This window comes from Streptomyces sp. Y1 (assembly GCF_041053115.1).
Lineage (GTDB): Bacteria > Actinomycetota > Actinomycetes > Streptomycetales > Streptomycetaceae > Kitasatospora > Kitasatospora rubellomurina.
Window position 1 is genome coordinate 1,784,164 of sequence record NZ_CP163445.1, and the last position, 20,448, is coordinate 1,804,611.

Here is a 20,448-nt window from a genome sequence, read left to right on the forward strand (position 1 = left end):
CCCGGCCGTCCGGATCCGCGGACGCGAAGGGCCCGCGTCCCCCCTCCGACCGGACGGGGGCACGGGCCCTCTCGACGCTTCAGCTCGCCCCTGCGCCTCGCGCCTACGCCTTCGTGGAGAGCGCGTCCTCCACCGACCGGCGGACGGCGGCGGTCAGCCCGTCCCCGTTCCCCTCCGTGAAGAAGAAGTGGCCGCCCCGGTGGACGTCCAGGCTGAACTCCCCGGTGGTGGCCCGGCGCCAGCCGGCCGCCTCCTCCTCGGACACCTTGGGGTCGACGTCACCGATGTGGACGTGGATCGGCACCGCGACCCGCGCCTGCGGCGAGCTGCAGTACTTCTCGGCGATCCGGTAGTCCGCCTGCATCGGCGGCAGCACGATGTCGATGATCTCCTCGTCCTGCAGCAGCTCGCTCCCCATGCCGCCGAGCTCGACCATCTCCCGGAGGAAGTCGTCCCGGCTCTTGAGGTGGGTCTGCTCGTCCTTGCGCAGCGTCGGCGCGACCCGGCCGCAGGCGAACAGCGACAGCGGGGCCCGGCCCGCGGCCTCCAGCCGCTGGGCGACCTCGAAGCCCACCAGCGCGCCCATGCTGTTGCCGAGCAGGACGACCGGCAGGTCCGTCCAGCCGTCCAGCTGCTCGGCGATGTCGGCGGCCAGCTCCGCGATGCTGTCCCGGAACGGCTCGCGCCGCCGGTCCTGCCGCCCCGGGTACTGCACCCCGTAGACGTCGAACTCGCCGAAACCGCGCGCGAACTGGAAGTAGGAGTTCGCCGATCCGCCGGCGTGCGGAAAGCAGACCAGTGCGGCCTTCGGCTCGTCCGCCGAACTCAGCTTGCGAATCCAGAGGTTGAAAGCGTCTGCGTCGACCATTTCTCGTTCTCCCCGCTCAATTGCGTCTCGTGCTCATCCTGCCGCACCGCCTGACACGACGTCATCGGCCGTTTCCCGCGCGACGGCCGGCGCCTCGGGCGCCGCCGCCTTCTCCGGGAACTTGACGAACAGTACGCAGGCGAGCGCCCCCACCGCCAGGAAGGCGCTGGGCAGCAGGCTGGTCTCGCTCAGGGCCTTGGCGTACGGCTCGTGGAGGAAGTCCGGCACCGCGCTGGGGCTGCCCTCGAAGCTCTTCGCGTGGCCGCCGGCGCCCGGCAGGTGCGCCGCGATCCGGTCGACCAGGAGGGAGCCGACCACGGCGCTGCCGAGCACGGAGCCCATCTGCCGCATGGTGTTGTAGATGCCGGAGCCCGCACCGGCCTGGTGCACGGGCAGGTTGCGGGTGGCGGTGGCGGCGAGCGGGCCCCAGCACATGGCGTTGGCGATGCCGGTCACGCCGGCCACGGTGGAGAACACCCACAGCGGCGAGTCGGGCGTCATCAGCACGGCGAACACCGCGATCGCGACGGTGAAGACGGTGAAGCCCATGGTGGTGAAGATGCGCGGGTGGAGCTTGTCGGACATCTTGCCGACGAACGGCGCGGCGACGCCCGTCATGATCGCGAGCGGCGCGAAGACCAGCGCCGACTCCGCCGCGGTGAGCCCCCGCACGCCCTGCAGGTAGAAGTAGGCGGGCACGGTCCACGCGGTCACCGCGGCACCCATGCAGGCGATGCCGATGTTGGCGAGCGAGAAGTTGCGGTCACGGAACAGGGAGAGCAGCAGCAGCGGCTGGTTCCGGGTGCGCGCCTGCGTGAAGACGAACAGCGCGAGCACGGCCAGGCCGCCGCCGATCATCAGCCAGATGCCGGCGTCCCAGTCCTTGTTGTTGCCCTCCTGCAGGCCGTAGACGAGCAGGAACATGCCGGCGCAGGACAGCAGGATGCCGACCGGGTCGAACTTGTGGTCCTCGGTCGGCAGCGTCGGCACCAGCTTCCAGGCCAGCGCGAAGGCCACGATGCCGATCGGCACGTTGACCAGGAAGATCCACTCCCAGCCGACCGAGTCGACCAGCAGACCGCCGACGACCGGGCCGAGCAGCAGGAAGATGCCGGAGGACCCGCCCCACACGCCCATCGCGGCGCCGCGCTTGTCCGCCGGGAAGATCTTGGTGATCACGGCCATCGTCTGAGGTGTCATCAGCGCGGCGCCGAGACCCTGCACGGCGCGCGCGGCGATCAGCATGCCGATGCTGCCCGACACGCCGCACCACAGGGAGGAGAGCGTGAAGACCGCCAGGCCGATCAGGTACACGTTCTTGGCGCCGAAGCGGTCGCCGAGGCGCCCGGTGAACAGCAGCGGCGCCGCATAGGTGAGCAGGTAGGCACTGGTCACCCAGATGACCTGCGAGACGCTCGTGTCGAAGGATTCCGTGATCGCGGGGTTGGCGACCGCGACCACGCTCATGTCCAGGATGATCAGGGAGAACCCGGCGATCAGCGCGCCCAGCGCCGGCCAGGGGTTTCGTTCAACGGTCACGGTTGCCTTCCCAACGGTACGGTTGCGACCTTCCGGGACCACCATGCCCGCCCCAACGAGCCGGTTGCGCCCCTTTTGCCGCAACCCAGATCCCACGAGACATCGTCTGGGTACACATGCAGCGACTTTCTGTCATGGATGTGGCGGATCTCACATCACCCCCGGTCAAGTGGGGAGCGGCCCGGCCGGCCGCCCGGCGGGCGGTTCGCCCCGCGCGCCCCCCGATGGTTCTTGACCGACCCTTTGACAAAGACATCTCAATTATCCGCACACCCCGGGACTCCGCACCGCGCCGACCAGCAAAGCTCTTTCGGCGAGCCGGAGTTACTCGCCGGTTCAGTTCGGCGAGGGCAAGCCGGTGCGCAAAGAATTCGCGGCAAAGCCGCCGACGATCCCCCTGACAAGCCGTCTCGCCCGACCAAACGAGAAAGCACGTCAACTAACCGTCGACCCACCGCGCCAGCCCCTCGGGAAATACGGAACATCACCGATCCGGAATACCCTCAGGCCCAGGTCACGGGCCTGTTCCCGGCCCGTACGACCGTCCGGTCCAGACCAACTCACGACCTGCCACATCCCGTTGATCAGAGGACCTTTGACGAGCACACCAAGTGTTCGACATACTCGACGAAGACTGGGGGGTCCACGGTTCAACCGGCGTCCTCGGGGTTCAGGGACGCGACAGGGCCCAAGGGCCCTACCCGGGGCTGACGGAAACGGCAATTGTCGGTGCTCGGCGATAAGGTCGGAATCGACGATGAGGGGGAATACGAAAAAGCCGTCGCGGATCCGTGAGGGGATCCGTTAATTCCACGTGACGGTCAGGGATGCTGCACCGCTTGACCCGGGCGCGGTGAGTGCGTTCGGCGGGACATCAGCGTCAGCCGCTGGGTCGACACCACACATGGACCAGCGGTGACGAGAAGCAGACAAACGGGGGATGTATGCGTACACCTACCCTGAACGAACTAGTTGACGATTGCATAGCCGGAAACCAGGACAGCTGGAGCCGGATCGTCGAGCGCTACACGCCGCTGATCTGGGCGATCGCCCGGGGGCACCGGCTCAGCACGGCCGACTGCGAGGACGTCAGCCAGACCACCTGGATGCGCGTCATCCAGCACCTGGGAAAGCTGCGCGACCCCGAGAAGCTGTCCCAGTGGATCGCGGTGTCGGCCCGTCGGGAGAGCCTGAAGCACATCGAGAAGTCCGGCCGCACCTCGCCGGTCGGCGACTCCCCGGTGTTCGACCAGTCCGAGCCCAGCGAGAACCACCCGGAGGAGATCGCGCTCGCCAAGGAGCGCGACAACGAGGTGCTGCTCGCGTACTGCGCGCTCTCGCCCAAGTGCCAGGCCCTACTCGGGCTGCTGGTGACCGACCCGCCCATGTCCTACGACGAGATCAGCGCGACGCTGGGCATGCCGCGCGGCTCCCTCGGCCCGATCCGGTCGCGCTGCCTGGCCCACCTGGCCAAGCTCCTCCAGCGTGAGACCGAACGGTCCGAGCGGGCCAAGGAGTTGGCGGACACGATCACCCGCTCCGGGATGCGGACCTACGCCCTGGAGCTGCAGCGCTGACCGCGCGCGAAGGCGCCTCCCCCACCGGGAGCGGCACGGCCCCTCAGGCCTCGACCGCTCCGGTGGCCGGAGGCGCCTTCGGCGTCTCCACGGCGTCCCACTCGAGCGCGTCACCGTCGAACCCGTCCGCCGCGTCGAACCCGTCCGCCCCGTCGCACACGTCGTCCGCGCCGGCGGTCCCGACCCGGCCCTGCGCGAACATCGACGCGAACAGCGCCTTCGCGGCGTCGGCCACGCCGGCCGGGGGCGGCCCCACCGCGTCCGCGAGCCTGGCGAGGAGCGCCTCGTCGCCCGGTTCCGTCGACATCGCGTCGTCCGACTCGCTCACGCTCACCCCTCACGCTCCGTAACTAGTTCATTGCTCAACCATGAATGGCCAGAATATACCTGCAGGTGAAGGGATTCAACGCCCGCGGAACCGGGTACACCGCCCCAGCAGCCCGAACGGTTCGAGCCACCGCGGGAGCGCCCACCGGCCACCGGCCGGTCAGCCCACGATCGAGAAGAAGATCGTGTCCTGGCTGTACCAGTCGAGGTGCTCCGTCGCGTACTCCCAGTGCTCGGACTCGGACTCGAACATCTTGATCAGCTCCATCACGTCGTACCGCAGCCCCTGGTCCAGCCGGTCCAGCACGGCCCGGTACGCCGCGGCCGCCGGCCCGGCCTGGGCCAAGGGGAACATGCCGATGTGCGGACCGTCCACGGGGTGGGGGATCCGGAACGGGATCTCCGGCGGTGGCCCCGAGAACAGGTGGTCGTGGAACAGCAGCTCCTCGCTCACCCCCAGCTTGCGCAGCTCCTCGTCCAGACCGCTGAAGAAGGTCCCCGGCCGGGAGTAGACCCCGAGCTCGCTGGGGTCGGAGGCGTTGCGGTCGATGATGAGCTGCAGGGCGGCGTAGTACGCGCCGGCCGCGTACGACCCCTCCGAGTCCGCGTGGCCGGCCAGCAGCTGGTCGAGCGCCTCGGGGATCGACAGGCCCCAGTCGAGCTCCTGGTGGTCGAGGTCGGCCTGGCGCTGCCGCGCCTTCTCGTGCGCCCGGTCGAGGCGCCGCCGCTGGTCCGGCGTCAGCCGCCCGGCCGCGCCGAGGAAGGCCACGACGTCGGCCCGGTCCGCCGTGCTGTAGGTGATGATGCGACTCATGGCCGCCATGCTGCCAGCCCCGGCCGACACCCCGGCCGGGGAGGTGCACGCCCGGTCCGACGGAGGGTCGCCATCGGATCGTGGGCGTCCGATCCGCCGCTGTTCATGCCGTGGACACCTCACTTTGACGTTACTCGCCAGTACAAGCATCCTGCACGGTGGACAGTGTCCACTCGGCGGGGACGGCCCCCGCCGGTTCTCATTGAGGGAGCGTCATGGCACGGCTCACGATCGGGCGCTGGGGACGGCGCCTGATAACCGGGGTGGCGGTGATGACGGCCGCGGCCTCGCTGGCGCCGGCCTCCGCCTCGGCCCACGACAACGACGCCCATCGGTCCAAGACCCCCAGGATCGGCCACGTGTGGACGATCATCCTGGAGAACAAGTCCTACGAGGCGACCTTCACCGGGCTCAACCAGAACAGCTACCTGTGGAACACGCTCCCCCAGTACGGCGAGGTGCTGCGCCAGTACTACGGGACGGGCCACTACAGCCTGGACAACTACATCAGCCTCGTCTCCGGCCAGGCCCCGGCCCCGGACAACCAGGCCGACTGCCCGCAGTACACCGACGTCAGCCCGGGCACCCCGGCCGCCGACGGCCAGACCAACGCCACCAAGGGCTGCGTCTACCCGAACTCCGTCTACACCCTCTTCAACCAGCTGGACGACAAGAACCTCAGCTGGAAGGCGTACATGCAGGACATGGGCAGGACGCCCGGCCGCGAGGACGTCCACCGCTGCGGCATCCCCGGCGACCCGTCCGGCAAGGGCGTCCCGCAGCCCGGCGGCTCCACCGCCCAGGACCAGTACGTCGCCAAGCACAACCCCACGGCCTGGTTCCACGCGCTGATCGACGACCCGCAGGAGTGCGCCAACGTCGTCCCGCTGGACGGCCTCCCCGCCGAGGGCGACCACCCGGCCATGAGCAGCCTGGCCGACGACCTCAAGAGCGAGGACACCACCCCGGCGTTCTCCTGGATCACGCCCAACAACTGCTCCGACGCGCACGACGCGACCTGCAAGGGCGACAACGGCTCCGGCGACCCGAACAACCACCAGGGCGGCCTGTACGCCTCGGACCTGTTCCTGCAGCGGGTCGTCCCGCAGATCATGGCCTCACCCGCGTTCCAGCACGACGGCCTGATCCAGGTCGTCTTCGACGAGGCCTTCCCGCCCTACAAGATGTACGGCAACTCGGTCGCCGACTACACCGGCAACCAGGACCCGAAGCTCAACACCCCCACCGACACCGCCCAGTCGGTCGTCGCGTGCTGCAACGAGCTGCCCGGCCCGAACACCACCCAGCCCGGCTTCCAGGCCTTCGGCCAGGACACCACCCCGGGCGGCGGCATCACCGGCGCGGTCCTCATCTCCCGCTACATCAAGCCGGGTTCGGTCAGCGACCAGCCGTACAACCACTACTCCTGGCTGCGCAGCATGGAGGACCTGTACGGCATCGACCACGGCGGCACGGACGGCCACGGCCACCTCGGCTACGCGGCCGCGGACGGCCTGCGCCCGTTCGGCGGGGACGTCTACAACAACCCCGGCGGCAAGGCCCTCCCGCCGGCGCCGTTCGCCAGCACCGTCTACCCGGCCACGGCCCGGGCCGACGAGCCCCAGAACCCGGTCGTCAACCCGGCCCCGGCCAAGAAGTGACCGACCGGACCTCGTGAAGGACCCACTGCACCGATGAACGCCGCACGCACCGCGGCGCCCCGCCGGGCCGGCCTCCGCCGGCCCGGCTCCGGGCGCGCCCGCTCCGCCCTGCGCCCGGCGGCGCTCGCCTGCGCCGCCCTGGCCCTCGTCCTGACCGGCTGCACCGGGGAGTCCTCCCCCGAGCACAAGAACGCCGCCGACACCATCAAGGACCTCGGCGCCGTCCCGATCCCCACCCCGCCCCCGGCCCGCCCGACGCCCGTCGCCGACGAGCAGCACCTGCAGCTGGTCGCCATGGGCGACACCGTCCAGGCCAAGCTGCCCGAGGGCGGCGCGGTGGTCAGCGCCTCCGGCCCCACCCAGGGCGACACGGCCGAGCCGGACGCCTCCGGGAAGGTCCCGGAGCGCACCACCGGCACCATCACCGTCACCGTCCGGCAGGCCACCGCCCCGGTCACCATCAGCGCCGCGGACTTCTCCTCCCGCGACGACCAGGGCGCCGACATCCCGCTGACCGCCACCGGCCCGGCCACCGTCACCGCCGCCCCCGGCGGCACCGCGACCCTCACCCTCACCGGCACCTACCAGGCCGGCGCCGCCCAGCTCACCTGGCGCCACGACGGCAAGCCCGTCACCGTCTGGGATTTCACCATCGAACTCGACTGACCGGCCGCGGTCTCGACGTATTCGACCAGCTGCATCATCCCGAGGTCCTCGTGCTGGAGCTGGTGGCAGTGGGCGACGGTGCGGCCGGTGAAGTCCTCGTACTTCACCAGGAAGGTCACGCTGTCCCCCGGCGACCCGCCGGCCAGGCCGATGGTGTCCTGCCAGACCGGCGGGTCGAGCCGGACGCCGTTGCGGTGGGTGACGAGCACGTGGTTGGTGTGCAGGTGGAAGGGGTGGTTGAACTCCGGCCGGTCCTCGTCCGTGCGCACCGTCCACCGTTCGACGGTGCCGAGCGCCAGGGTGTGGTTGACGTGGTCGGGGTCGAACAGGCCGTAGGCGGGGTCGCGGGTGAGGTCCCCGCCCGGGTCGGCGGCGGGGGTCGGGTGGCTGCCGAGCATCCGGTAGGCGTTCGGGAACGGCTGGCCGAAGACGCCCGGGTCGACGTGGAAGACCACCTCGCGGTCCGCGCCCGGGTCGGTGAGGTCGTTCTCGTCGAGGTACGGCTTGCCCTGCGGCAGCGCCGCCGGCAGGTCCATCGGCGGGTCGACCGGGTCGCCCGCCACCTCGACGGTCATCAGCGGGCCGTCGACGCCGTCCGCCCGCAGCTCGTACGTCCCCGGCTCGCCGCCGCGCACCAGCACGTCGGCCCGGTTGCCCATCGCCAGGCCCAGGGTGTCCCGGGCGACGGGCGCGGGGAAGGTCACCCCGTCCTGGGCGATCTGGTACAGCTCCAACGGCCCCGGTTCCCCGCGCACCTGCAGCGAGAGCGCGGTGAACGCCGTCGCCGCGACCAGCCGCCACCGCTGCACCTCGCCGGGGCGCAGCGCGAGGACGGGGTTCAGGGCGCCGTTGACGGTGAGGACGGCCGGGACGGCGGCCAGTGACCCGCCGGTGGTGAAGTCGGGGACGGTGCCGTCCTTGAGCCGGAGTTCGTTGACGCAGACGACGAGGTCGGCGGCCGCCCGGATCTCGGGCACCTCGTCGACGTCGCCCTCGACGACGAGGACCCCGGCCATGCCGCCGACGAGCTGCGTGGCGGTGGCCCCGTGCAGGTGCGGGTGGTACCAGTAGGTGCCGGCGGGGTGCCCGGCCGGGATCTCGACGGTCGTCAGGTACTGCGGCTCGGGCGCGCCCTCGTCGGTCTCCTCGGCCGTGCGCGGCACGAACACCCGCTGCACGTTGTCGGCGTCGCCGGAGGGCGGGACGTGCATCCCGTGGGTGTGCAGGTTGAAGCTGTTGGCGTCGTGCGGCCGGTTGTGACCGCCGTCGTGCGGCGGGTTCGGCGGCAGTCCGTTGACCTGGGTGAGCCGCAGCACGTCCCCGCCGCGCACCCGCAGGGTCGGCCCGGGGATGCCCGCGTTGTACGTCCGGGTGGTGACCGTCCCGTACCCGGGGACGGCGACGTCCGCGAAGCGCACGTCGAGCACCGCCTCGGCGCCGAGCACCGCCGGCTGCGGGAAGTCGCCGCCTCCCGCCGCGACCGCCGCGACCGCCCGTCCGACCCCCGCGCGGCCAGCCACCCCGGCCGCGGCCGCCACGAGGGCCGCTCTGAGCACCGTCCGCCGACTGATTCCGTCATTTCGTCCCATAAGCGGACAATCTAGATCCCTACCCCCGGCCGTCCGGGAAGCCGCGCCGCGGCCTCCCGCAGCCGACGATGCGTCAGATCTGAGCTTTTCCTGCCCCCTCCGCACCCGCTCTGAGCTGGCCTTTTGTGTTCGGTGAGCGAACAGTTATCGAAGCCTTGTTCCGATACTCGGGCGTAGAAGTTAGGTTGCACCGCAATGCGCGGGTCTGTCCCCCACCCTCCGGCGTGCGAGCCGAGGGTCACTCCGCGACGGAAAGGCACAGGACACCCTGAGATGAGTGCGGACACCACCAAGCAGGCGGCGCCCCCCACCCCCGGCTCCCAGCCGCCGGCCCCGATCGGGCACGGCGGCGACGGCCACCTGAAGGCCGGCCTCAAGAACCGCCACCTGTCGATGATCGCCATCGGCGGCGTGATCGGCGCCGGCCTCTTCGTCGGCTCCGGCGCGGGCATCGCCTCCACCGGTCCGGGCATCCTGCTCTCCTACGCGCTGGCCGGCGTGCTGGTCGTGCTGGTGATGCGGATGCTCGGCGAGATGGCGGCCGCCGACCCGCAGAGCGGATCGTTCTCGGCCTACGCGGACCGCGCGCTCGGCCGCTGGGCCGGGTTCACCATCGGCTGGCTGTACTGGTTCTTCTGGGTCGTGGTCCTCGCCGTCGAGGCGACGGCCGGCGCCAAGATCCTCAACCAGTGGGTGCCGGGCGTGCCGCAATGGGCCTGGGCGCTGATCGTGATGGCGGCGCTCACCGCCACCAACCTGTTCTCGGTCGCCTCCTACGGCGAGTTCGAGTTCTGGTTCGCCGGCATCAAGGTGGTGGCGATCGCCGCGTTCCTGGTGATCGGCGGCCTCGCCGTCTTCGGCGCCCTGCCGGACACCGACGCGGTCGGCCTCAGCAACCTCACCGGCCACGGCGGCTTCCTGCCGAACGGCGTCGGCGCGGTCTTCACCGGCATGCTCACCGTCGTGTTCGCCTTCATGGGCAGCGAGATCGTCACCCTCGCCGCGGGCGAGTCGGAGGACCCGGAGAAGGCGGTCAGCAAGGCCACCAACAGCGTCATCTGGCGCATCGGCGTCTTCTACCTGGGCTCGATCCTGCTCGTGGTCACCCTGCTGCCCTGGGACTCCGCCGAGGTCAAGGCCAGCCCGTACGTCGCCGTCCTCAACCACGTCGGCATCCCGCACGCCGGCCAGGTGATGGACGTGATCGTGCTGACCGCCGTGCTGTCCTGCCTCAACTCCGGCATGTACACCGCCTCCCGGATGGCGTTCTCGCTCGGCCAGCGCGGCGACGCCCCGAAGGCCTTCGCGACGGTGAACTCCCGCGGCGTCCCGCAGGTCGCCATCCTGTCCTCGGTGGTCTTCGGCTTCGTCGCCGTCTTCTTCAACTACACCTCCCCGGACACCGTCTTCTCCTTCCTGCTCAACTCCTCCGGCGCCGTCGCCCTGTTCGTCTGGCTGGTGATCTGCTTCTCCCAGCTGCGCATGCGCAAGATCATCGAGCGCGAGACGCCCGAGCGGCTGACCGTCCGGATGTGGCTGTACCCGTACCTGACCTGGGTCGCCATCGGCATGATCGGCTTCGTCATCGCCTACATGTTCACGGACGAGGACGGCCGCAAGCAGATGTACCTCTCGCTGGTCGCCGCCGCCATCGTCCTCGGCGCCGCCGTCCTGGTCGGCCGCCGCCGCCGGGCCGCCGCCGAAGCGGCCCTGCCGAAGGCCTGACCCCTCGCCCCACCCCGCTGGAACGCCGGGCCCGGCAGCCACCCCCACGGCTGCCGGGCCCGGCCCGTTCCACCGCCCCGGCCGGGCTCGGCGGGGCGGGAAACGAACAGACCGGGGCAGATTCGGACCGAACCGGGCGGGGTGGGACGATACCTGCCATGTCCAGCACGTCTCCCCCGGTCACGTCGCCCCCGGTCGGGGGCACCGCCGCCGCCCCGCCCGACCCGCTCCGCCGCCTGCTGCTCGACCTGGGCGACGCCCTGCTCGGCGGCGGCCTGCCCGTCCACGACGTCGAGGAGGAGCTCCGCGCGCTCGGGCAGGCCCTGGGCGCTCCGGAGGTGCGGGTCGCCGCCCTGACCAACGGGCTGTTCGTCGCCCTGGACGCCGACGAGGCCACCCGGTTCCAGCCGGTCGGCGCCGCGCTGCGGTTCGAGCAGACCGCCGACGTCCTGCACCTGGTGCACCGGCTGCGCACGGGCGAGCTCGACGGCCCCCGGGCGCTCGCCGAGCTGGACGCGATCCGGCGGGCGCCGGCCCGCTGGCCCGCCTGGGTGGCCGACCTCGGGGCGCTGCCGGTCGGCGTGGGCGTCTGCCTGTTCCTGCAGCCGGCGGCCGCGAACGTGCTCGCCGCCGGGGCCGGCTCGCTGATCGTCGTGGGGCTGACCGTGCTCGCACGGCGCCTGCCGTACCTGCGGCCGCTGCTGCCCGTCACGGCGGGCTTCCTGGTCGCGCTGCTCGTGCTCTCCCTCGCGCGGGCCTCGCTGCTGGACGGGCCGCTGCGGACGATCGTCGCCACGCTGGCGATCCTGCTGCCCGGCGGGCTGCTGGTCACCGGGCTGTCGGAGATCGCGGCCGGCGCGGCCAGCGCCGGGACGGCCCGGCTGGTGTCCGGCGCGGTGCAGCTCGCGCTGTTCCTCGCCGGGGTGGCCGCCGCCGCGACGGCGATCGGCATGCCGGCCAGCGCCCTGGCCAACGTCCGGGTCGCCGAGCCGAGTTGGTGGGTGACCGGGCTCGGGCTGGCGATCGCGGTGGCCGGCGTCGTGATCAACGTCAACACCCCGCCCCCGGCCATCCCGTGGATCGCCGCGGTGATCGCGGTCAGCGTCACCGTCCAGGTGGTGGTCGGCTCGGTGCACGGCGCGGCGATCGGCGGCCTGGCCGGCGCGGTCTCCGCGGCGGTCGCCGCCACCCTGGTGCACTGGCTGCCCGGCGGCCCGCTCTGGCAGGTGCTCTACCTCCCGGCGTTCTGGATCGTCGTCCCCGGCTCCTTCGGCCTGCTGAACACCGCGCAGATCGAGGTCGGCAACGGCGCGCAGTCCGTCCTGGCGGCGGTGTCGGCGGTGTTCGGGGTGTCGATCGGCACCCTGATCGGCTCGGTGGTCAGCCGCATCCCCCGCCCCTCCCTCGCCGTGCTCCGGCCGCGCACCTGAGCTACGCCTGCCGCAGCGCCTCGCCGAGGCGGGCGGCCGCCTCGACGACGGCCTGGGACAGGTGCGCGCCCGGGTGCCGGCTGAGCCGTTCGATCGGGCCGGAGACGGAGACGGCGGCCACCACGCGGTTGGAGGGGCCGCGCACCGGCGCGGACACCGAGGCGACCCCGGGCTCGCGCTCGCCGAGGGACTGCGCCCAGCCGCGCCGCCGGACGCCGCTCAGCGCGGTGGCGGTGAACCGGGCGCCCTGCAGGCCGCGGTGCAGGCGCTCGGGCTCCTCCCAGGCCAGCAGGACCTGGGCGGCCGAGCCGGCCTTCATCGGTAGCGTGACGCCGACCGGGACGGTGTCCCGCAGACCGGACAGCCGCTCGGCGGCGGCCACGCAGATCCGCACCTCGCCCTGCCGCCGGTACAGCTGGGCGCTCTCGCCGGTGATGTCGCGCAGCTGGGTCAGCACCGGCCCGGCGGCCGCCAGCAGGCGGTCCTCGCCGGCGGCCGCCGAGAGCTCCGTGAGCCGCGGGCCGAGGATGAACCGGCCCTGCAGGTCCCGGCCGACCAGCCGGTGGCGCTCCAGCGCGACGGCGAGCCGGTGCACGGTGGGCCGGGCCAGGCCGGTGGCGCCGACCAACCCGGCCAGCGTGGCGGGCCCGGCCTCCAGGGTGGTGAGGATCGAGGTGACCTTGTCGAGCACGCCAACGCCGCTCGTGTTCTCCATGGACGGGTACTCCAGTCTCAGAACCCGTGAGCGACCGGGTGGGTGCTGCTCACGGGGGCTCCGCGCGGGGAGCGTGGGGGTGGTCAGCGAGGACGGGCCGGAGAAGTCGGCCGGTCGCCTGCGCCGGGCACGAGACGGGTACGCGGAAGCGCCGGGGCGGGAAGCGCCCGGGCGAAGGACAGCACAGGAAGCACCGTGTCTCCTCATCTTTCCCGCGCCACGTTGGCGACAGGCCGGAGTTGGCACTGATCCCGGACGCCGCGGCGCGCACGTCGCGCGCCGAGTCGAACGGGGAGTTGCCGGGGCTTCGTCGGGCCGGTCCCTCCACCCCTCTGGATGATTCGCGGAGAACCCTACAAGACACCCCCGGCCCGCCACCAAACCTCCCCCTCCCCCACCCCCTGGAGAACGGCGGCCGGAGAACGGCGGTGCACCGGCCGCCGCAGCGGCCGGTGCACCCGGTCCCCGTGTACCGCCCGGCGGTCAGTGCAGCACGTCGAGCGCGTTGTCCGCGTCGTTGACGAAGTAGACGGCGTCCCGGTCGAGGTCCAGCGCGAGACCGAACAGCGCCCCCGAACCGGGCGGGCTGCCCTCGTTGTTGATCTGCTTGACGGCCACCTGCTCCCCGGCCGGCGTGGTCTCGACGATGTTGCCGTCCCCGCCGTTGACCGTCAGGACGTCACCCCGGGGCGTGATCGCCATCCCCAGCGGGCCGTTGAGGCTGCCGCCCGTGGTGACGAGCTGCCCGGTGCCGGCGCTGTCCGTCCGGAAGATCGCGTTCGGAATGGCGGTGATCCGGCTCAGCACGGTGTCGGCGACGAAGAGCGAGCCGTCGTGGCCGAGGCCGACGCCGGTCGGGCCGACCACCAGCGCCGCCGGGTCCGTCCGCTCCGGGAAGCCGGAGCCGATCACGGTGGTGGCCACCCGCTGCGGCGGCTCGTCGCCCGCGTCGCACAGGGTGATCCGCAGGACGGTGCCCTGGTCGACCTGCTGGCCGTTGCCCGCGACCGTCCCGTTGAGCACGTTGGTCACGAACAGCTCGCTGCGCTTGCCGATGCTGATCGCGGTCATGTCCCAGGGCCCGTTGATGCCGTCCCCGACGAGGGTCTCGCGCACCGTGCCGTGCTTGTCGAGCACCAGCAGGCAGCCGGCCTGGGCGGTGGCGGACGTGCCGTCCGTGGTGGGCAGGCTGCCGACCACGACCCAGCCGCCGGGCAGCACGGTCAGCGCCGTGGTGAGGCCGACCCCGCCGGGGCAGGGGCCGGGCAGGTTGTTCGGGTCGATCGTGGCGAAGGTCGTCCGGGTGCCGCCCGGGGTGATCTGCACCAGCGTGGTGCCGGTGCCCTGCGCGTTGGCCGAGTTGTTGAAGTTGCTGATCAGGACGTTGCCCTGGTGCAGGTCACCGACGCTCTCCCGGATGGTGAACGTGCCGTACGGGTTCACGTCGCCGTTCCCGGGGACGGTGGACGCGACGGGTGACACGGTGTGCAACCGGTCGAGGAACGCCGACGGGTCGGCGGCGGCCCCGGCGGGGGTCGCACCGGCGGCCAGGCCGACGGTCAGCACCGCCGTCGCCAGCGCGCTCGAACAGGCCCGAAGTCTCATGTGTACTGCCTTCTGGAGGGCGGGCCGGACGGCCGGAGCCCGGCGTCCGACCCGCGCGAGTGCTCGGATCGCCCCCCCGGGGCCTGTCGGACAAGCCCCGGCCGCCACGCTAGGCACCCGCCGCCGCGGCCCGCCCGGCGACGTGCGCCGAATGCCGGGCACCCGGGTCACGGCCCCGCCCTCCCTCAGGCCCCGCCCGCCGTCAGGCCCTGCCTCCGTCAGGCCACGCCCTCCCTCGGACCACGCCTCCGTCAGGCCGGGGCCGCCGTGCGGCGGTCCACCACCCGGGCCGTCTTCCAGCTCACCGGACCCGCCCCACCGGCGCTCTCGGCCATCGGCCCGTGAACGACCGCCACCGGCACGCCGAGGGCGGCCGACGCCTCCTCCACGGTGCGGTCGACCGCGGCCCGGGGCGGCTCGAAGCCGGGCGGCAGCACGAGGGTGATCCCGTCCGTGTCGGCCCCGGCGGGCCGGTCGATGACGATCCGGTAGTCGGTGTGGCCGCGCAGGTGGCGCAGCAGCAGGTCCTCGACCTCGTACGTGGTCACGGCGGTGTCGTTGACCAGCACCGGGTCGCCGGCCCGGCCGAGCACGTCGAGCCGGTCCGCCGGGATCGCCGCACCCGGCGCCGCCGGGTGGACGCGCACCAGGTCACCCGTCCGGTAGCGCAGCAGCGGCTTGGCGCCCTGGTAGAGGTGGGTGACCACGAGCTCGCCGCACCGCACCCCGGCCGCGTCGGCCTCGGCCGGCCGCAGCGTGACCGGGTCCAGGACCTCGTAGTGGTTGATCAGCGGGGTGAGGTACAGGCCGCCGTCACCGGCGCCGGCGCCCAGGACGGACGCCTCCTGCGACCCGTACAGCACGTTGTGGGCCTCGGCGCCCCAGAGGTGGCCGATGTTGTCCAGCAGCGCGGGCGGCGCGACCTCGCCGGTGAGCATCAGGACCTTCACCGGGAAGTCGCGGCGCGGGTCCGTGCCCGCTTCGAGGGCGGCGGCCGCCAGCGAGAGCGCCATGCTCGGCGTGCAGATCAGCCCGGTGATCCCCAGCTTGCGCATCACCCGCAGCGCGCGGTCGAAGCCGACCAGCGGGGAGAGCGGCCACAGCTTCGTCACCGCGATGCCCAGGTTGCGGCACACCTCGCCGAAGGTGTCGCCGTTGGCGTGCAGGTCGTTCGGGCCGCTGATCCCGACGACCTGGTCCGCGCCGAACCGGCGCAGGATCGTTTCGCTGTGGAAGGTCAGCGCCATGTTGGTGTGCAGGCTGTCGACGTTGCCGCGCGGCGCGGGCGTGGAGGCGCCGGTGGTCCCGGTCGTCTCGTAGTACACCCAGGCCTCGGACAGCGGCCGGGAGAGCACGTCGAGCTGGTGCGTGCGCAGGTCGTCCTTGGTGGTGAAGGGGATCCGGGCCAGCGTCTCCGGGTTCAGGGACGTGATGGCGTCCGGATCGATCCCGCCCAGGCGGGCGCGGTACATCGGCGACCGCTCGCGGACGTAGGCGACGGTCCGGCGGAAGCCCTCCAGCTGATGGCGGCCCAGCCGCTCCTCGCTCCAGCCGCCGGAGACGAACTCGGCGTACCGCGCGTGCAGGGCCGTGGCGAGCTCGGCGAGTTCGGGATGGAAAACGGTGTACACGGGGTGGTTCCCTCTCTGGTCGACGGCCCGTCGGGCGCGTCGTGCGGTCCGGTCAGCGGAGCATCTGCGCCCGGCACCGGTCGAGGCGGAAGCCTGCCACGGCCTCGGCGGGCGAGAGCTCCTCGATCCGCCGCAACTCGTCCGGGGACAGCTGCAGGTGGACGGCGCGGGCGTTCTCATCGACGTGCTCCGGCCGCTCGGCCCCGGGGATCGGCACCACGTCGGCGCCGCGGGCCTGGACCCAGGCGAGGGCCAACTGGTTGACGGTGGCGCCGCATTCGCGGGCGAGGTCGCGCAGCGCCGCGACCAGCAGCAGGTTGCGGTCGAAGTTCTGCTCGGCGAACCGCGGGTTGCGCCGCCGGTCGTCGTCGGCGGCGAGGTCGTCGAGCGTCCGGAAGCCGTCCGAGAGGATGCCCCGGGCCAGCGGTGAGAACGCGACGATGCCGATCCCCAGCTCCCGGCAGGTCGGCGCCACCTCGGCCTCCAACTCCCGGCTCCACAGGCTCCATTCGCTCTGCACGGCGGACACCGGGTGCACCGCGTGCGCCCGCCGGATCTCCTCCGGGCTCGCCTCGGACAGCCCGACGTGGCGGACCTTGCCCTCCGCGACCAGCCCGGCGAGGGCCAGCATCGTCTCCTCCAGCGGCGTGGCCGGATCGATCCGGTGCACGTAGTAGAGGTCGATGTGGTCGACGCCGAGGCGGCGCAGGGACTGCTCGCAGCTGCGCCGGACGTAGTCCGCCCGCCCGTTCACGGAGCGCTCGTTCGGGTCGTCGGTGCGGACGATGCCGAACTTGGTCGACAGCACGACCTGGTCGCGCCGGCCCCGGACGGCTCGCCCGACCAACTCCTCGTTGCGGCCCCGGCCGTAGATGTCGGCGGTGTCCAGCATGGTCACGCCGAGGTCCAGCGCGCGGTGGACGGTGCGCAGCGCCCGGCGCTCGTCGACCGGCCCGCGGAACTCGCTCAGGCCCATGCAGCCCAGCCCCTGGGCCGGCGCGGCCAGCGTGCCGAGCGCCCGGGCGGGTAACACCCGCCGCTCGGCCTCGGCACCGCCGACGGCTGCGCCCGGGCCCCCCGCACCGAGCACGAGCCGCGCGTCCGGCGACGCGGGTCTCAGTGGCGTTCCGACTTCCGATCGAGACATGCGGATCCCCTCCCACTCCGGGCCCGATCTGGGCTCACGCAAGTGAAACGGTGATTTCTCGAACGCGCGTTCAGGACTCGCCGAGCCGTGCAGGGACCTGCCACCGACGCGTCCGCGACAGCGGCCACCACGGCTCCCGCGACAGCCACAGGCCACATCCGTATCCGGGCCGAACCCCCCTCCACCACCCGGCGTCACCGACGGCGCACCGTCCGGCGCCGGCACCACTCAGCCGGTCACGGGTCGATGCCAACAGGACACGCCGGCACGGAAGTTGCGCCACCGGGCGAAGCCGACGCGGGAGCAGCCCGCCTCAGCCCTGCGCCCCCGGGCGCAGGAGGCCGCGGGCCCGGGCCGCCAGGCCGTCCGCACCGCAGCGTTCGGCCAGCTCCAGGCCCCGGGTGAGCGCGGTGCGGGCGGCCGGGGCGGCGGCGCCCAGCGCCTCGCCCAGGTCGACCAGGGCGATCGCGTGCTCGTAGCGGGCCGGCGAGCGCTCCAGGTGCCGGACGGCCTCCGTCAGCAGCTCCGCCGCGCGCGGCGGCTCGTGCACCGCGGCGCACAACCGCAGGGCGCTGCCGACCGCCGAGGCCGTCCCGGCCTCGCGGGCCCGGCGCACGGCCTCCTCGGCGAGCTCGCGGGCCCGGTCCGGCCGGTCGGGGGCCACCGCGCGCGCCAGGTGCCCGAGCCACGGCGCCCACACCGTGTTGCGCCACCCGCGCGCGTCCAGGGCCGCGCCGGCGGCGGTCAGCACCTCCGCCGCGCCCGGCGCGTCGCCCCGGGCCAGCAGCAGGCGGCCGTACAGGGTGGGGGCGTCGGGCAGCACCATCACGGACGGGTACGGCGGGCCGTAGGCGTGCTCGCGCGCGAGCTCCAGGGCCTCGTCCAGCCGGCCGCGCGCGGCCAGGGTCTCGGCCAGTGCCCCGACCGCGTCCCAGTGCAGCGGGGTGCCCGGGCCTATCCGGGCGGCGCTGCGCAGGGCGCGGCGCAGGTGGTCCTCCGCCTCGGCGAGCGCGCCGCAGCGAAAGCGCAGCATGCCGGTCAGCAGGTGGGCGAAGCCGAGGTGGCCGCCGCTCCAGCCGGCGACCTCGTACGCCCGCACCGCCTCGGTGAACAGCTCCTCGGCCCGGTCGACGCGGTCGGCGTACAGGTAGCTGAGGCCCAGGATCCCGGGCAGTTCGAAGCCCCAGGTGGTGTTGGTCCAGCCGAGGCTGCGGGGCAACCGGCCACCCGGGAGGGCGGACTCGGCCAGCGCGAGCGCCCGCGCGCGGTCGGCGCCGCGCAGCGTGAGGTCCCAGCAGCGCAGCACGGCCACCGCGTGGGCCAGGCCGTCGCGTTCGAACACGGCCTCGCCCCGGGGCGCCGGGCCCGTGCCGGGGTCGGCCGCGTCGACGTCGGTGAAGGCCAGGCCGACGGTGTCCAGCATCCGGTGGAACCGCGCGAGCCGGCGGGACAGGCCGGGGCCGTCCTCGTCCTCGGAGCGGAACGAGGAGAACATGAAGTGGGCGACCTCCAGGCGCAGTCGGCCCGGGCCCTGCGGGGTGCGCGCCGCCTCCTCGGCGCACAGCGCGGCGGCCTCGCCGAGCCGGTTGCTGTGGGCGAGGGCCTGGGCCAGCCGGAAGGTCGCGTCCACCCGCAGTCCCGGGTCCAGCCCGTACGGGTCGGCGAGCGCCAGCCGCAGCTGGTTGACCGTGGTCGCCGGGTCGGTGAGCAGGGCCGAGCAGCCGAGCTCGTAGAGCACCGAGGCCCGGTCCTGGTCGGCGGGCGGCTCGCTGATGGCCCGGCGCAGGCAGCGCTGCGCGGCCCCGGGCGCGCCGATGGCCAGGTGCTCGCGGGCCGCCCGGCGCAGCTTGTCGACGATGCTGCCGTCCTCCTCGGGCAGGATCTCCAGCAGGTGCCGGGAGGCCGCCAGCAGGCCGAGGCCGGCGTTCTCGATCTCGACGGCGGCGACTCCGTGCATCCCGGTGCGGGTGGCGGGCGGCATCGAGCGGTAGACCGAGGCGGCGACCAGCGGGTGGACGAACTCCAGCCGACCCGCCGACGTGCCGGTCAGCACCCGGTGCCGGCGCAGCTCCTGGACGGACTGGGCGGCGGTCTCCGGCCCCTGGGCGCAGATGGCGGCGGCGAGGTCCGGGCGGATGTCGGTGTCCAGGACCGATGCCGCCCAGGCGAAGCGCAGCGCGGTCGGGCCGAGCCGGTCCAGCCAGTGCCGCAGCGTCATCCCCCGTGCGGTGGCGGCGAGTTCGCGCAGCAGCCCGGTGCTCTCCTCGACCGGGTCGAGTCGCTGGTCGGCCACTTCGCGCAGCAGGGCGGCGGTCTCGTACGGGTTCCCGCCGGTGACCGCCCAGACGTGGCGGCAGAAGGCGTCCTCGGCCTGCGCGCCCAGGGCCGCGCGGACCAGGTGCGTGACGGAGGCGGGCTGGAGCGGGCGCAGTTCGTGGCGGCGGTCGGCCCGTTCGGTGAGGCCGCGCTGCAGCGCCAGGGCGTCGTCGGGGAACTCGTCGCGGCAGGCGAGCACCAGCAGGGCGGGCAGCTCCCGGGCGCGGACCGCGAAGCCGGCCAGCCAGCCGAGCGACTCCGGGTCGGCCCAGTGCAGGTCGTCGACGAGCACGGCCAGCGGCGAACGCACCTGCACGAGGCGGGTGAGGACGAAGTCCAGCCCGTCGCGCACCCCTTGCGGATCGAGCTGCCCGCCGGGCGGCCGCAGTCCCGCGGCCGGGCCGACGATGTCCTCCCACGGCCCGAAGACCTCCGCCCGCTCGTCGGCGGACAGGGCCGACAGCACCGGCCGCACCAACTGGCGCACCACGTGGAACGGTTCGTGGCACTGCCGCTGCCCGCCCCGGGCGAACAGTACGGTGCAGCCCGCGCGTTTCGCCGTCCGCCGCACCTCGGTCAGCATCGCGGTCTTGCCCAGCCCGGCCGCGCCGGTGTACAGCAGCAGCTCCCCCACCCCGGTGCCGGCGGGCCGGGTGAGCGCCTCGATCGCCTGCACCGCCGACCGGACCTCGGCCTCGCGCTCGTGCAGTTCCCCGTCCCGCCCGGCCCCGCCGCCTCCTCCGGCCTTCCCCTCGGCCACCGCAGCCTCCAATTCGCCCTGCCCGGTTCGTCGTTGCCGAGGCTACTGCCGATCGGGGCGACTCCGGTACGAGCTTGA

15 protein-coding genes and 1 riboswitch are annotated in these 20,448 nt (G+C 73.1%); of the genes, 5 read left to right on the forward strand and 10 right to left on the reverse strand.

All coding sequences use genetic code 11. The features are described 5' to 3' along the window. Positions 1-103 precede the first annotated feature (103 nt). Both AB2U05_RS07410 and AB2U05_RS07415 read right to left on the reverse strand, forming a co-directional pair. A complete protein-coding gene (locus tag AB2U05_RS07410; RefSeq protein ID WP_045694297.1) occupies positions 104-868 on the reverse strand; it encodes a thioesterase II family protein in 765 nt (254 codons plus the stop codon). Positions 869-901: 33 nt separating this feature from the next. After that, on the reverse strand, positions 902-2,407 hold the full coding sequence (locus tag AB2U05_RS07415; protein WP_045710280.1) for a DHA2 family efflux MFS transporter permease subunit: 1,506 nt from the start codon (positions 2,405-2,407) through the stop codon (positions 902-904). Positions 2,408-3,351: 944 nt separating this feature from the next. On the opposite strand from AB2U05_RS07415, the gene AB2U05_RS07420 reads away from it, so the two are divergent. Continuing rightward, positions 3,352-3,984 carry an RNA polymerase sigma factor gene (locus AB2U05_RS07420; protein WP_244178703.1) on the forward strand — a complete coding sequence of 211 codons (633 nt, stop codon included), beginning with the start codon at positions 3,352-3,354 and terminating at the stop codon, positions 3,982-3,984. A 43-nt stretch (positions 3,985-4,027) separates the two neighbouring features. On the opposite strand, the gene AB2U05_RS07425 is transcribed toward AB2U05_RS07420, so the two are convergent. Both AB2U05_RS07425 and AB2U05_RS07430 read right to left on the reverse strand, forming a co-directional pair. Continuing rightward, positions 4,028-4,312, reverse strand: a complete 285-nt coding sequence (locus AB2U05_RS07425) for a hypothetical protein (protein WP_369182810.1) — start codon at positions 4,310-4,312, stop codon at positions 4,028-4,030. A 159-nt stretch (positions 4,313-4,471) separates the two neighbouring features. Continuing rightward, positions 4,472-5,125 (reverse strand): hypothetical protein, encoded by a 654-nt coding sequence (locus AB2U05_RS07430; protein ID WP_369182811.1) that lies wholly within the window; start codon positions 5,123-5,125, stop codon positions 4,472-4,474. 215 nt (positions 5,126-5,340) lie between these two features. On the opposite strand from AB2U05_RS07430, the gene AB2U05_RS07435 reads away from it, so the two are divergent. Beyond that, positions 5,341-6,786, forward strand: a complete 1,446-nt coding sequence (locus tag AB2U05_RS07435) for an alkaline phosphatase family protein (RefSeq protein WP_369182812.1) — start codon at positions 5,341-5,343, stop codon at positions 6,784-6,786. Positions 6,787-6,819: 33 nt separating this feature from the next. Next, entirely contained in the window at positions 6,820-7,452 is a 633-nt protein-coding gene (locus AB2U05_RS07440; protein ID WP_045694306.1) for a hypothetical protein, read from the forward strand. On the opposite strand, the gene AB2U05_RS07445 is transcribed toward AB2U05_RS07440, so the two are convergent. Next, entirely contained in the window at positions 7,368-9,008 is a 1,641-nt protein-coding gene (locus AB2U05_RS07445) for a multicopper oxidase family protein (RefSeq protein WP_369182813.1), read from the reverse strand. The genes AB2U05_RS07440 and AB2U05_RS07445 overlap by 85 nt on opposite strands. Before the next feature lie 306 nt (positions 9,009-9,314). Here AB2U05_RS07445 and AB2U05_RS07450 point away from each other — a divergent pair, with 306 nt between their 5' ends. Next, positions 9,315-10,766, forward strand: a complete 1,452-nt coding sequence (locus AB2U05_RS07450; protein ID WP_045694310.1) for an amino acid permease — start codon at positions 9,315-9,317, stop codon at positions 10,764-10,766. Positions 10,767-10,924: 158 nt separating this feature from the next. Then, positions 10,925-12,196 carry a threonine/serine exporter family protein gene (locus AB2U05_RS07455; RefSeq protein WP_369182814.1) on the forward strand — a complete coding sequence of 424 codons (1,272 nt, stop codon included), beginning with the start codon at positions 10,925-10,927 and terminating at the stop codon, positions 12,194-12,196. A 1-nt stretch (position 12,197) separates the two neighbouring features. Here AB2U05_RS07455 and AB2U05_RS07460 read toward each other — a convergent pair whose 3' ends face one another. From AB2U05_RS07460 to AB2U05_RS07480, 5 genes are all read right to left on the reverse strand, one after another. Continuing rightward, positions 12,198-12,911 (reverse strand): IclR family transcriptional regulator, encoded by a 714-nt coding sequence (locus tag AB2U05_RS07460; protein WP_369182815.1) that lies wholly within the window; start codon positions 12,909-12,911, stop codon positions 12,198-12,200. Positions 12,912-13,111: 200 nt separating this feature from the next. Continuing rightward, positions 13,112-13,254, reverse strand: a riboswitch (SAM riboswitch). 140 nt (positions 13,255-13,394) lie between these two features. Further along, complete coding sequence (locus tag AB2U05_RS07465) at positions 13,395-14,516, reverse strand: hypothetical protein (protein ID WP_369182816.1); 1,122 nt, start codon at positions 14,514-14,516, stop codon at positions 13,395-13,397. Positions 14,517-14,767: 251 nt separating this feature from the next. Beyond that, positions 14,768-16,147 (reverse strand): phenylacetate--CoA ligase family protein, encoded by a 1,380-nt coding sequence (locus AB2U05_RS07470; protein ID WP_369182817.1) that lies wholly within the window; start codon positions 16,145-16,147, stop codon positions 14,768-14,770. Positions 16,148-16,199: 52 nt separating this feature from the next. Then, positions 16,200-17,237: an aldo/keto reductase gene (locus tag AB2U05_RS07475; protein ID WP_369182818.1), complete on the reverse strand. Its 1,038-nt coding sequence runs from the start codon at positions 17,235-17,237 to the stop codon at positions 16,200-16,202. 370 nt (positions 17,238-17,607) lie between these two features. Then, positions 17,608-20,370 (reverse strand): AAA family ATPase, encoded by a 2,763-nt coding sequence (locus tag AB2U05_RS07480; RefSeq protein WP_369182819.1) that lies wholly within the window; start codon positions 20,368-20,370, stop codon positions 17,608-17,610. Positions 20,371-20,448 lie beyond the last annotated feature (78 nt).